The following is a 17478-nucleotide window of genomic DNA, read 5'->3' on the forward strand; positions in this document are numbered from 1 at the left end:
GTTTATTTGATTTTAAAACGAATATAAGTAATTGCTTTGCCTTTTTCTAAATACTGTCCTTCATAATACGTCTGAATTTCTGTTACTTCAGCAGGACTTCCTTCTTGCTTATAGACATTATGGTTGGCGTAAAGTACTTCATGCCCAGCGCCATGAAGCAAGCCCAAGGTGTAACCATGCATGAACTCACTATCTGTTTTTAAATGCATAATGCCCTCTGGCTTAAGAATGGATTTGTAGCGTTCCAAAAAATCAGCATTGGTCATACGGTGCTTGGTACGCTTGTATTTTATTTGCGGATCTGGGAACGTAATCCAAATTTCGTCTACTTCATCTTGACCAAAAGCATGGTCAATCAGCTCAATCTGGGTTCTTAAAAATGCAACGTTAGAAGTGCCCTCTTCAACCGCAGTTTTTGCACCTCTCCAAAAGCGCGCGCCCTTGATATCTACGCCTATGAAATTTTTATTAGGATAGCGTTCTGCCAATCCAAGCGTGTATTCACCTTTTCCACAGCCCAGTTCCAATACCAAAGGATTTTCGTTCTTAAAAACAGTGGTGTTCCAAAGTCCTTTTAACTCAAAATCGCCGGTGACCAGCTTATCCCGAGTTGGCTGATATACATTTGAAAAGGTTTCATTTTCCTTAAATCTTTTGAGTTTATTTTTGCTTCCCACGTTGTATTGTTTCTAATTTATGGTTTGAGTCTGGCCAAATGGGCTTGACTTTTAAGAATTTGCAAAATTAAGGAAATATATGGAAGCTATTAAATTCTTACCTTTGAATATCAGCAGATTTTTTAATGTGCTGCTGATTCGCGTGAGGGGTTGCAGCGGCATCCTTTTTTGCCCTATAATTGACCAAAAAATGGTACTCTTATAAATGACAAAAAAAGATATAGCGAAAAACCCGACCCAAAGGGGCACGCCCAAAAAATTATGACTAAAAGAATCCTTATTGCGCCTTTAAACTGGGGTTTGGGTCATGCCACACGTTGTATCCCGATTATTAAGGCTTTATTACAAAACAACTACACCCCAACCATTGCAAGTGACGGGGACGCACTTTTACTGTTGGCCAAAGAATTTCCAGACTTGGAGGCGCTGGAATTACCATCTTATAACATCCGATACCCCAAGAAGGGAGCGTTGCTAAAACTTAAGCTTCTCAACGATGCACCTCACATCCTGAAAGCAATTGGCGAAGAACAAAAAGCGGTCAGAACGCTTATAAAAACACAGCGTATTGATGGGATTATTTCCGACAGCAGGTTTGGCGCTTACCATGAGACTCTGCCTTCAGTTTTTATCACCCATCAATTAAAGGTTCTAAGTGGCAATACGACGTGGTTCAGCACAAAAATCCATGAAAATACCATCAGACGATTTGATGAATGTTGGATTCCTGACAGTTTTGGGCAGCCCAATTTAAGTGGCGAAATGGGACATATTGACAATTCAAGGTTAAACCTTAAATATATTGGGCCGTTAAGCAGATTTCACAAAATTCTTATGGATCCAATCTATGACGTGATGATTTTATTATCTGGCCCCGAGCCACAACGCGAAATTTTAGAAAAAAAACTATTAGAGCAATTTAAAAGCTTTAAAGGCAAGGTGCTTTTTGTTAGAGGTGTTATGGAGAAAGAACAGACGGTTCATACCTCTAAAAATCTCACTATCTACAATTTTATGGCCACTAATTTATTAGAAAAGTCCCTAAATGAAAGTCGGTTAATTGTGGCACGTTCTGGGTATACCACCCTGATGGATTTGGCTAAATTAGGAAAAAAGGCATTTTTCATTCCCACACCTGGACAATTTGAGCAGGAGTATTTGGCAAGAAAAATGGAAGCAGATCAAGCGGCACCATTTTGTAGACAAGATGATTTTACCTTAGAGCAACTCAAAAGAATTGAGGAGTTCAAAGGTTTAGAGACCTTTCACTACAACCATGACTTTAAGAGCTTATTTCACCTTTTCGAGGGTAAATGAGAATTCACTGCCCACACTCAATTCACTTTCGATGTATATCTTTTCGTCGTGCGCTTCAATAATATGTTTGACAATGGATAGGCCAAGTCCTGACCCTCCTTCTTTACGGGAACCACTTTTATCGATGCGATAAAAGCGCTCAAAAAGCCGCGGAAAATTGGCTTTGGCGATGCCTTCTCCGTTATCTGTGACCCGCACAATGACTTTGTTTTTTATTAGATTTTCGATACTGATCTCAGTCGTCCCCTTAATACGTCCGTATTTTATGGAATTGACCACCAGATTGGTCAATACTTGCCGGATGCGCTCCTTATCCGCTTTGACCATTATTGGATTTGGATAGTCCATATCAAAGGTTAGAGTAATTTTTTTCTTTGCGGATTTCATTTCTAGGAGATCAAACACGCTGTCCACCACTTCTACAATATCAAAGGGCTCAATATTTAAGCTCAGATCACCAACCTCCAATTTGGTAATCATGTCCAAATCCTGAACGATATAAATTAAACGTTCCACGCCCTTATTTGCACGCTCAAGATATTTTTCCCTAATATTTTCGTCGTTCATCGCCCCATCCAATAAGGTCAAAATATAGCCTTGAACGGTAAACAAAGGCGTTTTCAATTCGTGTGAAATATTACCCAAGAACTCTTTTCGGTATTCCTCTCTTATTAAAAGAGCTTCAATCTCAAGTTTTTTATCCTTAGCGAATTTATCGATTTCCTGAGTTAAAGTAGCCATATCAGTGGTAATGGGCTGTTTGCGAAGGGATGCCGACTCCAACAATGTCAAATCGTCATATATTTTTTTAACACGCTTATAAATAAAGCGCTCCACACGATATTGGATTATTAAAAAAGAAATGGCATAAGACACCGTAAGGAAACCTAAGATTGCCCAAATATTAAAAGTAGTGTTGAGAAGAGAGAATAAAGTAATCAACACGGTTAAAACCAAAGTAATATACACTGAGGTTTTCGTAGCAAATTTGTAAGATTTTTTTATTTTATTTTGCATCAGTCAACAAACTTGTAACCTACACCCTTGACAGTTTTAAAGCAATCGTCGCCAATCTTTTCTCGTAATTTCCTAATATGGACATCAATGGTACGCCCTCCAACTACAACTTCATTGCCCCAAACTTTATCTAAAATCTCATCACGTTTAAACACCTTATTAGGAGTGGTTGCCAATAAATATAACAGTTCAAACTCCTTTCTTGGCAAAACAATTTCAATGCCATTATTAAGAACTTTATACTCTTCTCTATTAATGATCAGGTCGCCAATTTCGAGGACAGCTTCCGAAGTTTCCTCTTTTTTCAAACGTCTTAGTAGCGCTTTCACCTTACTGGTCAAGACTTTTGGTTTGATGGGTTTTGTAATATAATCATCGGCACCGGCATCAAATCCAGCCATTTGGGAGTAATCCTCCCCTCTTGCCGTTAAAAACGTAATAATGGTATTAGAAAGATCAGGAATCTTACGTATTTGTTCGCAAGCTTCAATACCATCCATTCCAGGCATCATGACATCTAAAATAATAAGTTGCGGATGCTCCTTCTTGGCCTTTTTAATAGCTTTTATTCCATTTTCCGCAGTGATAATCTGATACCCTTCTGCTGAAAGATTGTAACCAATAATCTCCAATATATCTGGCTCATCATCAACTAATAGAATTTTGATATCCTTTTTCTTCATTAGGTGTTTTTCAAAATATTATACTGTAAAGATAGGGTTATTACCAAATAGTTAAAGGGAACTTGGCATTGATAACATTAAAATAACCTTGGGAAAATACTCTTTTAACCTTTTGTCGAAAATTTGATTTGTTTAACATACTTTTGGTACGAGATTTGCAATAATTCATTATCTTTATTAAAATGCTTTTATTTGATGAAAAACTACTTTTATATTCTTTTTTTTATAATCGGTATGGGTTGTGGCGCAACGAGTTATGCACAAATTGATCCTTCTAAGACATCTGCAGCTGAAGGCATTGTTGATCTCTCCATTTATCCAAATCCTGTAAGTAATGGTAAAATCTATATTACCACCAAAGAGAACTTGACCAAAGATGTTGAAATTTATGATGTTCTGGGCAAAAAGATTCTTGCCACCTCTCTCTTTGGTAAAGAATTGAACATTTCAAAATTGACTTCAGGCATTTATATTTTAAAGATAAAGGAAGGCAGCAATTCTGCCACGAGAAAATTAGTTGTCAAGTAATTCCTATCTCAATTCTCAATCCCATAGTTTTAAAGGATATACCTCTAAAAATAAAGATATGCAATTTCATATATTATAGTAACATCATTTAATTAATGATTGAATTAATTAATGATTGAATAAATCATTATTTCGGAAATTATCCAAAAGCGCCATCTATATAAGATAACGCTTTTTTTATTTTCTATATTTTTGTGATATGGTTGCAATGGACACAATTTTCAACATTCAAACACAGGCCGAATTTGAAAAGGCAAGCTTGGAGGTATTCAAATTTCAATTTGAGAACAATCAGATTTACCGTTCGTTTTGTGATTTACTTTACACCCATCCAAGTGACGTTAAATGCATTGCAGATATACCATTTCTTCCCATTCAGTTCTTTAAATCACATGCTGTTTTAAGCACTACCGATCCAGTCCAACAATTATTTACTAGTTCAGGAACTACGGGTGCCCTCACCAGTAAACATCAAGTCACGGATATAAAAATTTACGAAGAAAGTTTTAGACGGGCATTTATCCATTTTTATGGTGCTATTGAAGATTATGTTGTTTTAGCTCTTTTACCTTCCTATTTAGAACGTGAAGGCTCTTCATTAATTTATATGGTGGAAGATTTGATCCAGCAATCGCATTACCAGGAAAGCGGATTTTATCTCCATAATCTTTTCGAATTAAAAGATGTTCTGACCGCATTGGATACCGAAGGCCGTAAAGTGCTGCTCATTGGTGTGTCATTTGCGCTCTTGGATTTAGTGGAATTACATCAATTTCATCTTAAAAACACCATCATTATGGAAACTGGCGGCATGAAAGGCAGACGTAAGGAATTGGTTAGAGAGGAACTTCATGACCAACTAAAACACGGTTTTGGAGTCAGCAGTATTCATAGTGAATATGGCATGACCGAACTATTGAGTCAGGCCTATTCAAACGGGAATGGTGTCTTTGAATGCCCTAGCTGGATGCAAATTCTAACCAGAGACACCGAAGATGCATTGACCATCCTTCCACACTACAAAACAGGAGGCATTAATGTGATTGATTTAGCCAATATTAATTCCTGTGCATTTATTGCCACCCAAGATTTAGGGAAAACGTTAACCAATAATCGTTTTGAAATCATTGGCCGCTTTGACAATTCTGATATCAGAGGCTGTAATCTCATGGTATTATAAAACTGTGTTAAAGTCTACAATCTCCGTAATCTAACTGGATGTTATTCGACTAAAGCAATGTATAATAAAGCTGACTTTTTGGGAAACCAAAAAAAAAAGTATTCTATAATTGAAAAAGAGAAATTTTTAAGTTGATTGGTTGGTTTTTTAGCGCCTGGGCGAAGTTTACTTCCTCAGGCGTTTTTTTAATGAAGCAGTAATTTTTCATAGTTGCTTTGTAATAATATAAAAATTACGTAGCTAAACTAATCCTCCCAACAGCGGGTCTTCATCTGAAAACATCTTCACTTAAAAAGTCAATAAAGAAAGTGCAGTTTTGAAAGACCCAATAATTAAGACTTGATGAATGACCTCGTCTGTTTGATTCATTACTGAAGTAGCCCTCACTCCACCTTGAAAATGAGGCGATCTTATAGTCATTTCAAAATTTCGAAATGTCTTTCAACGAATAACATCCTTTTCCTAAAATCGAATAGAGGAATGAATTCCTAAGTGTTAAACTGTATCACCAATACCTAATAATATAGAGCCTCTGTCTTTAAATTCAGGAAACGCTGGGTGGCAATAAAGGTACTGACCCAAGTAATAAGAATTCCCAACAAGAAAACGGCAACAAACAAACCACCAATGAGAATAGGGTTGGAAAGCAATTGGAGTTCCACAAAAGTTTGGTTGAGATAATAGAGCACAATGCCCATGCCTATCAAGGCTATAATCGCGCCAATGATTCCCAATTGCACACTTTTAAACACAAAAGGTCTGCGGATAAAGGTTTTGGTGGCGCCCACCATTTGCATCGTTTTAATAATGAATCTTTTGGAATAAACTGCCAATCTGATAGAACTATTAATCAGTAATACGGCAATCAGGGTAAATACACCGCTAATAACGAGTACCCAAAACGTAATTTTCTTAACGTTGTCGTGCATCAATTCCACCAAATCGCTGTCGTAACGAATTTCTTCGATAAATTTTTTATTGGATAATTCTTCGGTAATTTCATTTAGCGTTTCAGTAGTTACATAATCGGCTTTCAAATGCACATCTATAGAGTTTTGTAGTGGATTATAACCGACAAAGTCCATGAAATCCTCACCTGTTTCTGCTTTCATTGATTCGGCCGCCGCTTCCTTGGAAACATATTGGGTGCTTTTGGTATATTCTGCCATGGCCAGACTTTTCTCAAGCTGATTGGCCTCAACTTCCTTTGCAGAGTCATTCAAATAAATGGTCACTACCACCTGTTCTTTAAAGTGGTCCGCCACCTTTTTAGCATTTAAGACCAAAAGACCTAAGCAGCCCAATAAAAAAAGGACCAATGCAATACTGATAACCACAGAAAAATAGGACGAAATTAACTTCCGTTTCTGATACCTGTCAAAAGATGAACTCATACAATTTTAGTTGAAGTTGTAAAAATATGAAAGAAATCTATTCTCTTAGGGTTTACAACGTTTAAATTTCAATAGTGTTATAATAAGTTTAAATTTGCGATCTGAATAATGCTCAACAAGACGCTACATGGCAAAGTTTTTATCTCCATACTAGCGTCCCGTCAATTCCGTTTTGGGATAGAGCAATGATATTAAGTTTTATGTACTACAATTTCAACGAGATAGAAAAAAAATGGCAAGACTATTGGGCTAAAAATCAAACGTTTAAAGCCAAAAACAATAGTGATCTGCCAAAATATTATGTTTTAGACATGTTTCCTTACCCAAGTGGTGCCGGACTTCATGTGGGCCACCCATTAGGATATATTGCAAGTGACATTTATACGCGTTACAAACGTCACAAAGGTTTTAACGTCTTGCATCCTCAAGGTTATGACAGTTTTGGATTGCCTGCGGAACAATATGCCATTCAAACAGGACAACATCCAGCAGTCACTACTGAAGAAAACATTACAACCTATCGCCGTCAGTTAGACCAGATTGGGTTTTCATTTGATTGGAGCCGGGAAGTTCGGACTTCTGATCCGTCATATTACAAATGGACGCAATGGATTTTCATCCAACTGTATGACTCTTGGTATAACAATACTTCTAATAAAGCCGAAGGAATCGATACGTTGATTGCCATTTTTACTTCTGTAGGAAACGCTAAAGTGGATGCAGTTTGTGATGATCATACGGAAACTTTTACTGCATCAGAATGGAACGCCTTCTCTTCAAAAAAACAACAAGAAATTCTTTTAAAATATAGACTCACCTATTTGGCCGAAACTGAAGTCAATTGGTGTCCGGCTTTAGGCACTGTTTTGGCGAATGATGAGATTATTAATGGCGTTTCAGAACGTGGCGGCCATCCGGTAGTCAGAAAAAAAATGACGCAATGGAGCATGCGGATTTCTGCCTATGCAGAGCGCCTATTGCAAGGCCTGAATGACATTGATTGGACAGAGTCGTTAAAGGAAAGCCAGCGTAACTGGATTGGGAAATCGATTGGTGCGGAAGTCAAATTCAGAGTTCAGAATTCAGAGTTCAAAATACCTGTATTTACGACTCGTCCCGACACTATTTTTGGAGTTTCTTTTATGACACTTGCGCCAGAACACGATTTAGTTTCGCAAATAACCACTGACGCTCAAAAACCAGAAGTCGAAGCCTATATAAAAGCCACTGCAAAACGTAGCGAGCGCGACCGCATGTCTGATGTAAAGACCATCACTGGTGCATTTACAGGTACTTATGCGGAACATCCTTTTACAAAAGAGCCCATTCCTGTTTGGATTGGCGATTATGTATTGGCAGGTTATGGTACCGGCGCAGTAATGTCTGTCCCTTGTGGTGATCAGCGGGATTATGATTTCGCAAAACACTTCAACATTCCGATTCCTAATATTTTTGAAGGCATTGATATTTCTGAAGAAGCCTATGCCTCAAAAGACAATGTTGTCATTACAAATTCTGATTTCTTAAACGGATTGCCCTATAAAGAAGCCTCCAAAAAAGCCATTTCTGAACTTGAAAAATTAAATCAAGGTCAAGGTAAAACAAACTATCGCTTACGTGATGCTGTTTTCTCACGTCAACGGTATTGGGGTGAACCTTTCCCAGTGTATTATGTAAACGGTATGCCACAAATGATTGACAAAGTGCATTTGCCGATCCGTTTGCCAGAAGTAGAAAAATATTTACCAACCGAAACCGGCGAGCCGCCTTTAGGACGCGCCGATGTTTGGGCTTGGGACGTAGAACAGTGTTCAGTAGTCAGTAATCAGTTGATTGATCATAAAACTGTGTTTCCTCTCGAATTAAACACTATGCCAGGTTGGGCAGGAAGTTCGTGGTATTTCTTCAGATATATGGACGCTCAAAATAATGACGCATTTGCCAGTGAAGAAGCTTTAGCATATTGGAAAGACGTCGATTTATATATTGGAGGCAGTGAACATGCTACAGGTCATTTACTTTACTCACGTTTTTGGGTAAAATTTTTGAAAGATAGAGGTTTTGTAGGTATTGAAGAACCTTTTAAAAAGCTGATCAATCAGGGGATGATTTTGGGGACGAGTGCTATTGCACATAGAGTTGTAGCAACAGGTTATTTTAATGAAACAAAAGAAGTTAGCACATTTCATACTGATTTTTTTGTTTCAGAAAAATATTCTCAACTAATTCTATCTAGTTCTGAAATCGCAAAAAAAATCAAACAACAAATTAAAGAGTATTATCTCGTTGATAAAAAAATAGAAAATTTTTCAAAGCCATTCTTTATAGGAATTTCGCCGCTTCATGTCAAAGTTCAATATATAAACTCTTCTGATGAATTGGATATAGAAGGATTGAAAAACGATAAAGAATTTGGTGAAGACTACAAAGACGCCATTTTCATAGGTGAAAGTGGGAAAGTTCTCTCCTCAGGAGAGGATTTAGGAGAGGTCTTTAAAGTTTCTCGCGAAGTCGAAAAAATGTCAAAATCCAAATATAACGTCGTCAACCCTGATGCCATTTGTGGACAATATGGTGCAGACAGTCTTCGTATGTACGAAATGTTCCTAGGGCCATTAGAACAAGCAAAACCATGGAATACCGCAGGAATTTCAGGCGTTAACGGGTTTCTTAAAAAACTATGGAAATTATACCACCAAGGGGAGAATGGCAGTTTTTACGTCAACAGTGCCACGCCTTCGGAGGGGTTAGGGGAGGAATTAAAAACCCTTCACAAAACCATTAAAAAAGTTGAAGAAGATATTGAAAGCTTCTCCTTCAACACCTCCGTTTCCACGTTTATGATTGCAGTGAATGAATTGACAGCTCTAAAATGTGATCATAGGGACATTTTAGAGCCGTTGCTGATTTTATTATCCCCTTATGCCCCGCATATTGCCGAAGAATTATGGCATCAGATGGGTCATGACAACTCGATATCAACAGCAGCTTTCCCAGTATTTGATGCCAAGCATTTGGTAGAAAGCAGTAAAAACTATCCAATTTCCTTTAATGGAAAAATGAAGTTCACTTTAGAATTACCTATGGATATGAGTAAAGAGGATATTGAAAAGACGGTGATGGCACATGAGAAAACAATCGCACAACTTGATGGCCGTACACCTAAAAAAGTCATTATTGTTCCAGGAAAAATTGTAAATATTGTAGGCTAAACTTTATCAAAAAGAATTGGCTCCATTTATTGTTTTATATGTTTAAAAAAATGCGGCCCTATCTGTCGAATGGTCAATGCGCTGGCTTATAACATGCTCTTTTAGGGAGATAGTATTAAAAAACTGACAAAATTACCTAACAATTAATTGGCGTACTTTTTGTTATCTTTAGTTCAAATTTAAAATAAGAATACACATGGGAGGAATAGGTATGGGCTATTGGATTTTAATTGGCGGGATTGCCCTGGTAAGCTGGCTGGTAAGCAATCAATTAAAACAAAAGTTTAAAAAATACTCGCAAGTCCATTTAAGAAATGGCATGAGCGGAAAAGAAATTGCTGAGAAAATGTTGGCCGATAATGGCATTACTGATGTAGAAGTCATTTCCGTAAAAGGACAATTGACTGACCATTACAACCCAGCAAATAAGACGGTTAATTTAAGTGAATCAGTTTACGAACAACGTAACGCGGCTGCGGCTGCCGTTGCTGCCCACGAATGTGGCCATGCCGTACAACATGCACAAGCTTATAGCGCATTAAAACTGCGTTCAGCCTTAGTGCCTGTAGTGAGTGTAACTTCAGGAATGTCACAATGGTTAGTCATTGGAGGATTGATTCTTGGTGCCGCTGCTGGTGCAGGATTTGGCTACTATATTGCAGTTGCTGGATTGGTTTTTATGAGTTTTGCAACCCTGTTTAGCTTCATTACCTTGCCAGTGGAATATGATGCCAGTAACAGGGCATTAGCATGGTTAAAAGGAAAGAATATGCTGACTCCAGAAGAATATAAAGGCTCAGAGGACGCACTTAAATGGGCCGCCAGAACTTATTTGGTTGCTGCCATTGGTGCTTTGGCTTCTTTGCTTTATTGGGCAATGCAAGTCTTTGGCGGAAGAGATTAATTTTACATAATTATAATATCGATAGACCGGACGCAAACTTTTGTCGTTCGGTTTGTTTTTTTCTCTATTTTTATCTCCTAATTAAATTTAACAGATCTATGGAACAACAACCTACTGAAAGTCCTTTTAATAGTTTTGACGCAAAACTATTGGTGCACAGCTCTGATGCAGAGCGCGTCGATTTTTATAAAAAAACCTACGCACACGTTGCTGGCGGCGTCTTGGTTTTTATTATTTTCGAATACTTATTATTGCAAAGTGAGACCATCGTCAGTTTTGCGTTGTCAATGACTGAGGGCTACAAATGGCTGCTCATGTTGGGGGGCTTTATGTTTATTACCAGTTATGCTGAGAGAATGACTATGAAATCGCCTGATAAGAACAAACAGTATTTAGCCTTCGGCCTCTATATTTTGGCACAGGCATTTATTTTTGTGCCACTAATTTATATTGCGGCCTATTATATGGATTCAGGGGCGGAGATCTTAAATCAAGCCGCTATTGTCACTTTAGGGTTATTTACAGGTTTATCTGCCGTAGTATTTTTAAGCAAAAAGGATTTTTCTTTTCTTAAAACCGGATTGACCGTTGGATTTTTTATAGCCATCGGATTGATTATTGCTGGCACATTATTCGGATTTAATCTTGGACTCTGGTTTTCTGTGGGCATGTGTCTTTTGGCTGGTGGTTCAATTTTATACCAAACTTCCAATTTGGTGAACAAATATTCAACGGATGACTATATTCCGGCCGCCTTAGGACTTTTTGCATCCTTAATGCTATTGTTCTGGTATGTGCTTCAGATATTTATGTCGAGAGATTAAATTCATCAAATTATCAACAAAAAAGCTTCTGAAAATTCAGAAGCTTTTTTGTTGGTGAATACCTCTAATAGTTCGGTTTAACCCTTTACTGTAAGTGCATTGACCGAAGACTAAAGACTGCCAACTGAAGACTGTTGACTAAATTTGAATCTGTCTATCAATCTGTTGATTTAAGGATATAAAAGTTTCCGTTCGTGACACACCCGAAATGGATTGAATTTCCTTGTTGAGCAAATGCATTAAATGCTCATTGTCCTTACATAATATTTTTATCAAAATACTCCAGTTCCCCGTAGTATAATGGCATTCCAAAACTTCAGGAATTTTTTGAAGTTGCTTCACGGCCTCGGGGTTGCTCATGGCCTTATCCAAATAAATACCTACAAAAGCCATGGTGGTATACCCAAGCACCTTGGGATTGATCACAAACTTTGATCCCGATATCAAACCCGATTTTTCCAACTTTCTTAAACGTTGGTGTATCGCAGCGCCTGAAATCCCCACTTTTCTCGCGATTTCCAGAATAGGCGTTCTGGCATCAGCCATTAATGCACGCAGTATCTTTTTGTCGATACCATCAATTTGAATATTTTGATTGACTATTTTCATGTGCACTTCCCCGGGAACGGGAATCTCATTGCTTTAAATACTAATTTTAAACGTCCAACTTCAATCCTCTAGCTTCCAACTTCTAGCTTCCAGTTTTTTCACAAATTCAAGGGATTATATCCCAAATAAGGCATTTCCTTTTCAGTAAACTTGATATCAAATTCTTCTAATTCATCCAAAATAGGGCCATAGACCTCTTTATTGATAGGAATCTGAACCCCTGGAGTTACAATTTTTTCATTCAAAATAGCTAATGTTGCCATCGCTACGGGCAAACCAACGGTTTTTGCCATGGCAGTATAGGTCTGATCTTCACCAATAGTTACCATAGTAGAGTCTATTTGATGCATCTCACCATCCAATTCATAACCAAACTTATGGTACATAACCAGCATGTCCTTGTCATGGTCTGCTAACATCCAACTATCCATCAATATTTTCTGGAGAATTTCGGCTGGTGTCGCTTTTTTAAGGCCTACCATCTTATCCCGATTGAATAGATCAAGTTCTTCAAGCTTTTCCCAAACAATATCATCCTGATCAATTTTGAGCGACAATCTGAATTTGAGCTCTACAGAATCGGTATGGCTATAAGGTAAAAAAGCATTTACAAAATCGCGGTAACTCATGTTTTCACTATCATCAATAGTATAACTATCATCGGTCATTCCCAATTGTACAAAGATGTTCCAAGCGCGGCTAAACCCCACTCTACGCATCGTGCCCCGATATAGGGTTTTAATATGGTCCAAACCGTAAACACTCTGATACTTCAAAGAGTCTCTATTAGCATAAGCTTCAAAGCGTCCGAACCCATCCACATCTAAAAACTCAGTCCTTCTGAATAACCGATGGTATGGGATGTATTTATAATTGCCTTCCTGAATAAATTTTGCGGCGCTCCCTTGACCTGCCACTACCACATTTCTAGGGTTCCAGGTGAATTTATAATTCCACAAATTATTATCGCTTTCTGGAGCTACCAAACCGCCAGCAAAAGATTCAAAAAGCACCATTTTACCCCCTTTTGCCCTAATACTATCAATCACTTTCATGGCACTCATATGATCAATACCTGGGTCTACACCAATCTCGTTCATAAATACCAAACCTTTATTTTTGGCGGCAGTATCAAGATCTTCCATTTCCTTACTTACATAGGATGCCGTCACCATATTTTTACCAAACGTGATACAGTCCTTTGCCACTTCTATATGATATCTCGCCGGGAGCATGGATACGACAATATCAGCATTTTCAATGGCGTTTTTACGAGACTGTTTGTTGAAAACATCTAAGGTAATCGCTTGTCCGTTTTCGTGATCATTGATGAGTTTATGGGCATTTCTGATATCAATATCACCAACAATAATGTGTAAATCTTCTTCCGTTGATTTATCCAATAAATATTTAATAAGGTAAGATGAAGATTTTCCTGAACCTATGACTAAAATCTTTCGCATAATGGGAATTGTTGAGTAGTTTTGTTGTTGTAAAACACGAAATTACTAAATAACTCTCGGTTAGTGAAGCCAAAAAACATAAATATATGAGTAGAACAATTTTGATCACGGCAGCCATTTTAGGCATTATCGCTATTGGACTTGGTGCTTTTGGTGCACATGGCTTAAAGCAGTTGATTTCTGTTGAGGCACAGCAAATTTTTGAAACAGGAGTCAGGTATCAAATGTATCATGCACTAATGTTATTATTTATTGGTGGCACGTCGCTTCTCACTGAAAAATCAAAGAAGTCCATTTTTGTCTTAACGCTGGTTGGTGTTTTATTTTTTTCAGGCTCCATATACGGATTGGCAACTATGGAAATCAGTGGCATTAACTTCAAAAGTATCGGCTTTATAACCCCTATTGGAGGTTTGTTACTCATTACCGCTTGGGCTGTGATGTTCATAAACTTTTTTAACCAAAAACGGGATAATTAACGAAAATAGGTGCCCACTTTAAAATAATGTTTAATTTTGCACAACAAACAACACACTATTATTATGGCCAATAACACCCAACCTACGAAATCGATTTCGTTAGATGAGTACGGTATTAAAAATGCCGAAGTACATTACCAACTATCTCCAGAAAAGCTTCATGATATTGCAATTGCCGCTGGGCAAGGCGTTGAAGCATCTTCTGGTGCTCTGGCAGTTAACACTGGAGAATTTACAGGACGCTCGCCATTGGACAGATTTATTGTTAAAGATGATGTTACCAAAGACCGTGTTTGGTGGGGAAATGTGAACATTGCGTTTGATCCCAACGATTTTCAAAAACTCTATGAGAAAGTGACCGACTATCTTTCTGGAAAGAAAGTTTATGTTCGGGATAGCTTTGCATGTGCAGATGAAAATTACAAGCTGAATATTAGAGTAATCACTGAATATTCTTGGAGCAATCAATTTGCCAACAATATGTTTTTGCGACCAACCGAAAAAGAATTAGAAAATTTCACTCCAGAATGGACGATTGTCAATGCCCCTGGTTTTATGGCAGATCCTAAAGTGGATAAAACACGCCAACATAACTTTGCTATTTTAGATTTCACCAGAAAAATAGCACTTATTGGAGGAACTGGATATACTGGAGAAATTAAAAAAGGAATTTTTTCTGCTTTGAACTTTATCCTTCCAGTTTTCAAGAACACCTTACCCATGCATTGTAGCGCAAACATCGGAAAAGACGATGACACGGCTATTTTCTTTGGGCTTTCAGGCACTGGAAAGACCACCTTATCAGCTGATCCGGACAGACGGTTAATTGGAGATGATGAACATGGCTGGACAGAAGAAAACACCGTATTTAATTTTGAAGGCGGATGTTATGCTAAAGTAATCAACCTTTGTCAAGAAAACGAACCAGATATTTTTAAGGCGATTAAAAAAGGTGCCATCTTAGAAAATGTCATTTTAGGTAAAGATGGCAATGTTGATTTTGATGATATTTCCATCACCCAAAACACACGCGTGAGCTATCCTATTGATCATATTGACAATATTGCAGTGCCTTCTATAGGTAAAAACCCCAAGAACATTTTCTTTTTAACCGCAGATGCTTTTGGTGTTTTGCCTCCAATTTCAAAATTGACACCGGCACAGGCGGCTTATCACTTTATTTCTGGCTATACTGCAAAAGTTGCCGGAACTGAAGCTGGCATTGTAGAACCTACACCAAACTTTTCTGCATGTTTTGGAGCGCCATTTATGCCTTTGCATCCTGCAAAATATGCCGAAATGTTGAGCACAAAAATGAAAGAGACCGGCGTTAACGTTTGGTTGGTGAATACGGGTTGGACAGGTGGTCCTTACGGTGTTGGAACACGAATGAAATTAAAATATACAAGAGCAATGATCAATGCCGTATTAAATGGCGATTTAGGTCTTTATGACTATGACCATTACCATATTCACTCTGTATTTGGAGTAGCACAGCCAAGATCTTGTCCTGGGGTACCTTCTGAAGTATTAAGCCCAAGAACGACTTGGAACGATGATGAAGCTTATTATACCACTGCCTTTAAATTGACAAATGCATTCAGAGAAAACTTCAAGAAATTTGAAAGCATTGCCAGTGAAGAAATCAGACGGGGTGGACCGCAGCGTTATGCATTTTAATTAAAATTCATATAATAAAAAAAAAGGCGATTCAAAAATTTGAATCGCCTTTTTTATTTATTCGAGAGTAAAGATTTTATTTTCCCTTATTCACTTTTTCAATATACTTTTCCAAGGCCATGGTCATGGATGGAGTATCTGGAGTTGGAGCCAAAATATCCACTCTCAAGCCGTGCTCTTCAACAGCCTTTGACGTTGTACTTCCAAAAACCGCAATTCTAGTCTTGTTCTGCTTAAAGTCTGGAAAATTATGAAATAACGATTCAATTCCCGACGGACTGAAAAATACTAAAATGTCATAAAACACATCGGCAAGATCAGATAGATCGCTGATTACCGTTCTATAAAAAACCGCTTCCTTCCAATTAATATTTAATGAATTAAGAAGTTCAGGAACCTCATCCTTCAACTTATCAGTTGTTGGCAATAAGAAATTTTCATCCTTATATTTTTTGATCAAAGGTATTAAATCTTCAAAATTCCGCTTTCCAACATAAATCTTCCGTTTTCTATACACCACATATTTTTGCAGATAGAAGGCCACTGCTTCACTCTGGCAAAAATATTTCAAAGTATCTGGCACTTTAAAACGCATTTCATCTGCCACTCTGAAAAAATGATCTACTGAGTTTCTGCTTGTTAAAATAATAGCCGTGAATGTATTTAAATCAACTTTTTGTTGTCTTACATCTTTGGCAGCAACACCTTCAACATGGATAAATGGACGAAAGTCAATTTTTACTTTTTGTTTTTCCTGGAGATCAAAGTAAGGCGAATTTTCGATTTTAGGTTCGGGTTGAGACACTAAAATTGTTTTCACTTTCATAGGCTTTGGATAGTTTTATGCTTTATATTCGACGATTAATTTATATAAAATTAGATAAGGCCCAATTTCAAGTGCGCAAAGATACAAAATAAAATAGAATATGTTGTTTGTCAAAGTCTTTTGGTGAATTTTAAAGGAAGTCATAAAACCCATAAGATTAATTAAGGCCATCACTAAAACTACTGCTAAAAGAATAGGTTTTGAAGGGTTTATGGTGTAGAGTAAGAGCGCATTAATCATCAAAAGCACAAATCCACTAAAATTTTTATAACTGGTTTTTTGAAACAGATAAGAATCAATTATTTTGTCAATTTCAAATAAGCTCCCCACTAGGCGCTCTACTAAAATCTTTATGAGTGATAAGGCCGTAATGCCTAAAATAAATTTCAAAAATATATCCAGTTCAAAAGTTTGGGTGGGTACTAAAGTAAGGTAAGCAAGATAAGAGAAAATAGAAAATGAGATGACCAAGTTAAAGAAAAGCAGGGCATCGAAAAAATCAATAAATTTTTGATCTTTTGTATAGATTTTCAAATACTTAGAGTTGCCCAAAACACCTATGAAATCAAGAAAGCGATTGGTAAACAAAACTTTAGCAATAGTTATGAAAACCAATCCTAAAACCATGAAGATGGTAAACCATTCATAAGATATAATCTCTCTCATCATGCCGCTAAATTATAAA

Annotated in this window: 16 protein-coding genes; 8 read left to right on the forward strand and 8 right to left on the reverse strand. The window is 37.3% G+C overall.

Going from position 1 to position 17478, the window contains the following annotated elements; all coding sequences use genetic code 11:
- Positions 1-2 precede the first annotated feature (2 nt).
- Entirely contained in the window at positions 3-677 is a 675-nt protein-coding gene (gene trmB, locus G525_RS0118025; protein ID WP_027127374.1) for a tRNA (guanosine(46)-N7)-methyltransferase TrmB, read from the reverse strand.
- 261 nt (positions 678-938) lie between these two features.
- On the opposite strand from trmB, the gene G525_RS0118030 reads away from it, so the two are divergent.
- On the forward strand, positions 939-1994 hold the full coding sequence (locus G525_RS0118030) for a glycosyltransferase (protein WP_027127375.1): 1056 nt from the start codon (positions 939-941) through the stop codon (positions 1992-1994).
- Here G525_RS0118030 and G525_RS0118035 read toward each other — a convergent pair.
- Entirely contained in the window at positions 1968-3011 is a 1044-nt protein-coding gene (locus tag G525_RS0118035; RefSeq protein ID WP_027127376.1) for a sensor histidine kinase, read from the reverse strand. The genes G525_RS0118030 and G525_RS0118035 overlap by 27 nt on opposite strands.
- Positions 3011-3694, reverse strand: a complete 684-nt coding sequence (locus G525_RS0118040) for a response regulator transcription factor (protein ID WP_027127377.1) — start codon at positions 3692-3694, stop codon at positions 3011-3013. The genes G525_RS0118035 and G525_RS0118040 overlap by 1 nt, the downstream gene beginning before the upstream one ends.
- 195 nt (positions 3695-3889) lie before the next feature.
- Here G525_RS0118040 and G525_RS0118045 point away from each other — a divergent pair, with 195 nt between their 5' ends.
- Both G525_RS0118045 and G525_RS0118050 read left to right on the forward strand, forming a co-directional pair.
- On the forward strand, positions 3890-4222 hold the full coding sequence (locus tag G525_RS0118045) for a T9SS type A sorting domain-containing protein (protein WP_157491983.1): 333 nt from the start codon (positions 3890-3892) through the stop codon (positions 4220-4222).
- 199 nt (positions 4223-4421) lie between these two features.
- Positions 4422-5402 (forward strand): LuxE/PaaK family acyltransferase, encoded by a 981-nt coding sequence (locus tag G525_RS0118050; RefSeq protein WP_027127379.1) that lies wholly within the window; start codon positions 4422-4424, stop codon positions 5400-5402.
- Between the two features lie 515 nt (positions 5403-5917).
- Here the strand turns inward: G525_RS0118050 and G525_RS0118055 are convergent.
- Positions 5918-6796 (reverse strand): cell division protein FtsX, encoded by an 879-nt coding sequence (locus G525_RS0118055; protein WP_027127380.1) that lies wholly within the window; start codon positions 6794-6796, stop codon positions 5918-5920.
- 200 nt (positions 6797-6996) lie between these two features.
- Here G525_RS0118055 and G525_RS0118060 point away from each other — a divergent pair, with 200 nt between their 5' ends.
- The 3 genes from G525_RS0118060 to G525_RS0118070 all read left to right on the forward strand — a co-directional run bounded on the left by G525_RS0118060 (position 6997) and on the right by G525_RS0118070 (position 11736).
- Complete coding sequence (locus tag G525_RS0118060; RefSeq protein ID WP_027127381.1) at positions 6997-10008, forward strand: leucine--tRNA ligase; 3012 nt, start codon at positions 6997-6999, stop codon at positions 10006-10008.
- Positions 10009-10204: 196 nt separating this feature from the next.
- On the forward strand, positions 10205-10912 hold the full coding sequence (locus tag G525_RS0118065) for a zinc metallopeptidase (RefSeq protein WP_245577828.1): 708 nt from the start codon (positions 10205-10207) through the stop codon (positions 10910-10912).
- 98 nt (positions 10913-11010) lie between these two features.
- A complete protein-coding gene (locus G525_RS0118070; RefSeq protein WP_027127383.1) occupies positions 11011-11736 on the forward strand; it encodes a Bax inhibitor-1/YccA family protein in 726 nt (241 codons plus the stop codon).
- 138 nt (positions 11737-11874) lie between these two features.
- On the opposite strand, the gene G525_RS0118075 is transcribed toward G525_RS0118070, so the two are convergent.
- Both G525_RS0118075 and G525_RS0118080 read right to left on the reverse strand, forming a co-directional pair.
- Positions 11875-12345, reverse strand: a complete 471-nt coding sequence (locus tag G525_RS0118075) for an Lrp/AsnC family transcriptional regulator (RefSeq protein ID WP_027127384.1) — start codon at positions 12343-12345, stop codon at positions 11875-11877.
- 98 nt (positions 12346-12443) lie between these two features.
- Positions 12444-13808, reverse strand: a complete 1365-nt coding sequence (locus G525_RS0118080) for a saccharopine dehydrogenase family protein (protein ID WP_027127385.1) — start codon at positions 13806-13808, stop codon at positions 12444-12446.
- 86 nt (positions 13809-13894) lie between these two features.
- On the opposite strand from G525_RS0118080, the gene G525_RS0118085 reads away from it, so the two are divergent.
- Positions 13895-14287 (forward strand): DUF423 domain-containing protein, encoded by a 393-nt coding sequence (locus tag G525_RS0118085; RefSeq protein WP_027127386.1) that lies wholly within the window; start codon positions 13895-13897, stop codon positions 14285-14287.
- Positions 14288-14350: 63 nt separating this feature from the next.
- On the forward strand, positions 14351-15967 hold the full coding sequence (gene pckA / locus G525_RS0118090) for a phosphoenolpyruvate carboxykinase (ATP) (protein ID WP_027127387.1): 1617 nt from the start codon (positions 14351-14353) through the stop codon (positions 15965-15967).
- 76 nt (positions 15968-16043) lie between these two features.
- Here the strand turns inward: pckA and G525_RS0118095 are convergent, their stop codons facing one another.
- Both G525_RS0118095 and G525_RS0118100 read right to left on the reverse strand, forming a co-directional pair.
- Positions 16044-16793, reverse strand: coding sequence for a uroporphyrinogen-III synthase (locus tag G525_RS0118095; RefSeq protein WP_027127388.1), 750 nt, complete (start codon positions 16791-16793; stop codon positions 16044-16046).
- A 15-nt stretch (positions 16794-16808) separates the two neighbouring features.
- Positions 16809-17462, reverse strand: a complete 654-nt coding sequence (locus G525_RS0118100) for a DUF4271 domain-containing protein (RefSeq protein WP_035480175.1) — start codon at positions 17460-17462, stop codon at positions 16809-16811.
- Between the last annotated feature and the right edge of the window lie 16 nt (positions 17463-17478).

It is taken from the genome of Gelidibacter mesophilus DSM 14095, assembly GCF_000423005.1.
In the GTDB taxonomy this organism is placed as follows: Bacteria; Bacteroidota; Bacteroidia; order Flavobacteriales; family Flavobacteriaceae; genus Gelidibacter; species Gelidibacter mesophilus.

Excerpts from the sequence above, each read along its gene's own strand:
- G525_RS0118030 (WP_027127375.1), top strand. The coding sequence starts at position 939 with ATGACTAAAAGAATCCTTATTGCGCCTTTAAACTGGGGTTTGGGTCAT.
- G525_RS0118035 (WP_027127376.1), bottom strand. The coding sequence starts at position 3,011 with ATGCAAAATAAAATAAAAAAATCTTACAAATTTGCTACGAAAACCTCA.
- G525_RS0118045 (WP_157491983.1), top strand. The coding sequence starts at position 3,890 with ATGAAAAACTACTTTTATATTCTTTTTTTTATAATCGGTATGGGTTGT.
- G525_RS0118100 (WP_035480175.1), bottom strand. The coding sequence starts at position 17,462 with ATGATGAGAGAGATTATATCTTATGAATGGTTTACCATCTTCATGGTT.
- G525_RS0118040 (WP_027127377.1), bottom strand. The coding sequence starts at position 3,694 with ATGAAGAAAAAGGATATCAAAATTCTATTAGTTGATGATGAGCCAGAT.
- pckA (WP_027127387.1), top strand. The coding sequence starts at position 14,351 with ATGGCCAATAACACCCAACCTACGAAATCGATTTCGTTAGATGAGTAC.
- G525_RS0118085 (WP_027127386.1), top strand. The coding sequence starts at position 13,895 with ATGAGTAGAACAATTTTGATCACGGCAGCCATTTTAGGCATTATCGCT.
- G525_RS0118060 (WP_027127381.1), top strand. The coding sequence starts at position 6,997 with ATGTACTACAATTTCAACGAGATAGAAAAAAAATGGCAAGACTATTGG.
- G525_RS0118070 (WP_027127383.1), top strand. The coding sequence starts at position 11,011 with ATGGAACAACAACCTACTGAAAGTCCTTTTAATAGTTTTGACGCAAAA.
- G525_RS0118075 (WP_027127384.1), bottom strand. The coding sequence starts at position 12,345 with ATGAAAATAGTCAATCAAAATATTCAAATTGATGGTATCGACAAAAAG.
- G525_RS0118055 (WP_027127380.1), bottom strand. The coding sequence starts at position 6,796 with ATGAGTTCATCTTTTGACAGGTATCAGAAACGGAAGTTAATTTCGTCC.
- G525_RS0118095 (WP_027127388.1), bottom strand. The coding sequence starts at position 16,793 with ATGAAAGTGAAAACAATTTTAGTGTCTCAACCCGAACCTAAAATCGAA.
- G525_RS0118080 (WP_027127385.1), bottom strand. The coding sequence starts at position 13,808 with ATGCGAAAGATTTTAGTCATAGGTTCAGGAAAATCTTCATCTTACCTT.
- G525_RS0118065 (WP_245577828.1), top strand. The coding sequence starts at position 10,205 with ATGGGAGGAATAGGTATGGGCTATTGGATTTTAATTGGCGGGATTGCC.
- G525_RS0118050 (WP_027127379.1), top strand. The coding sequence starts at position 4,422 with ATGGTTGCAATGGACACAATTTTCAACATTCAAACACAGGCCGAATTT.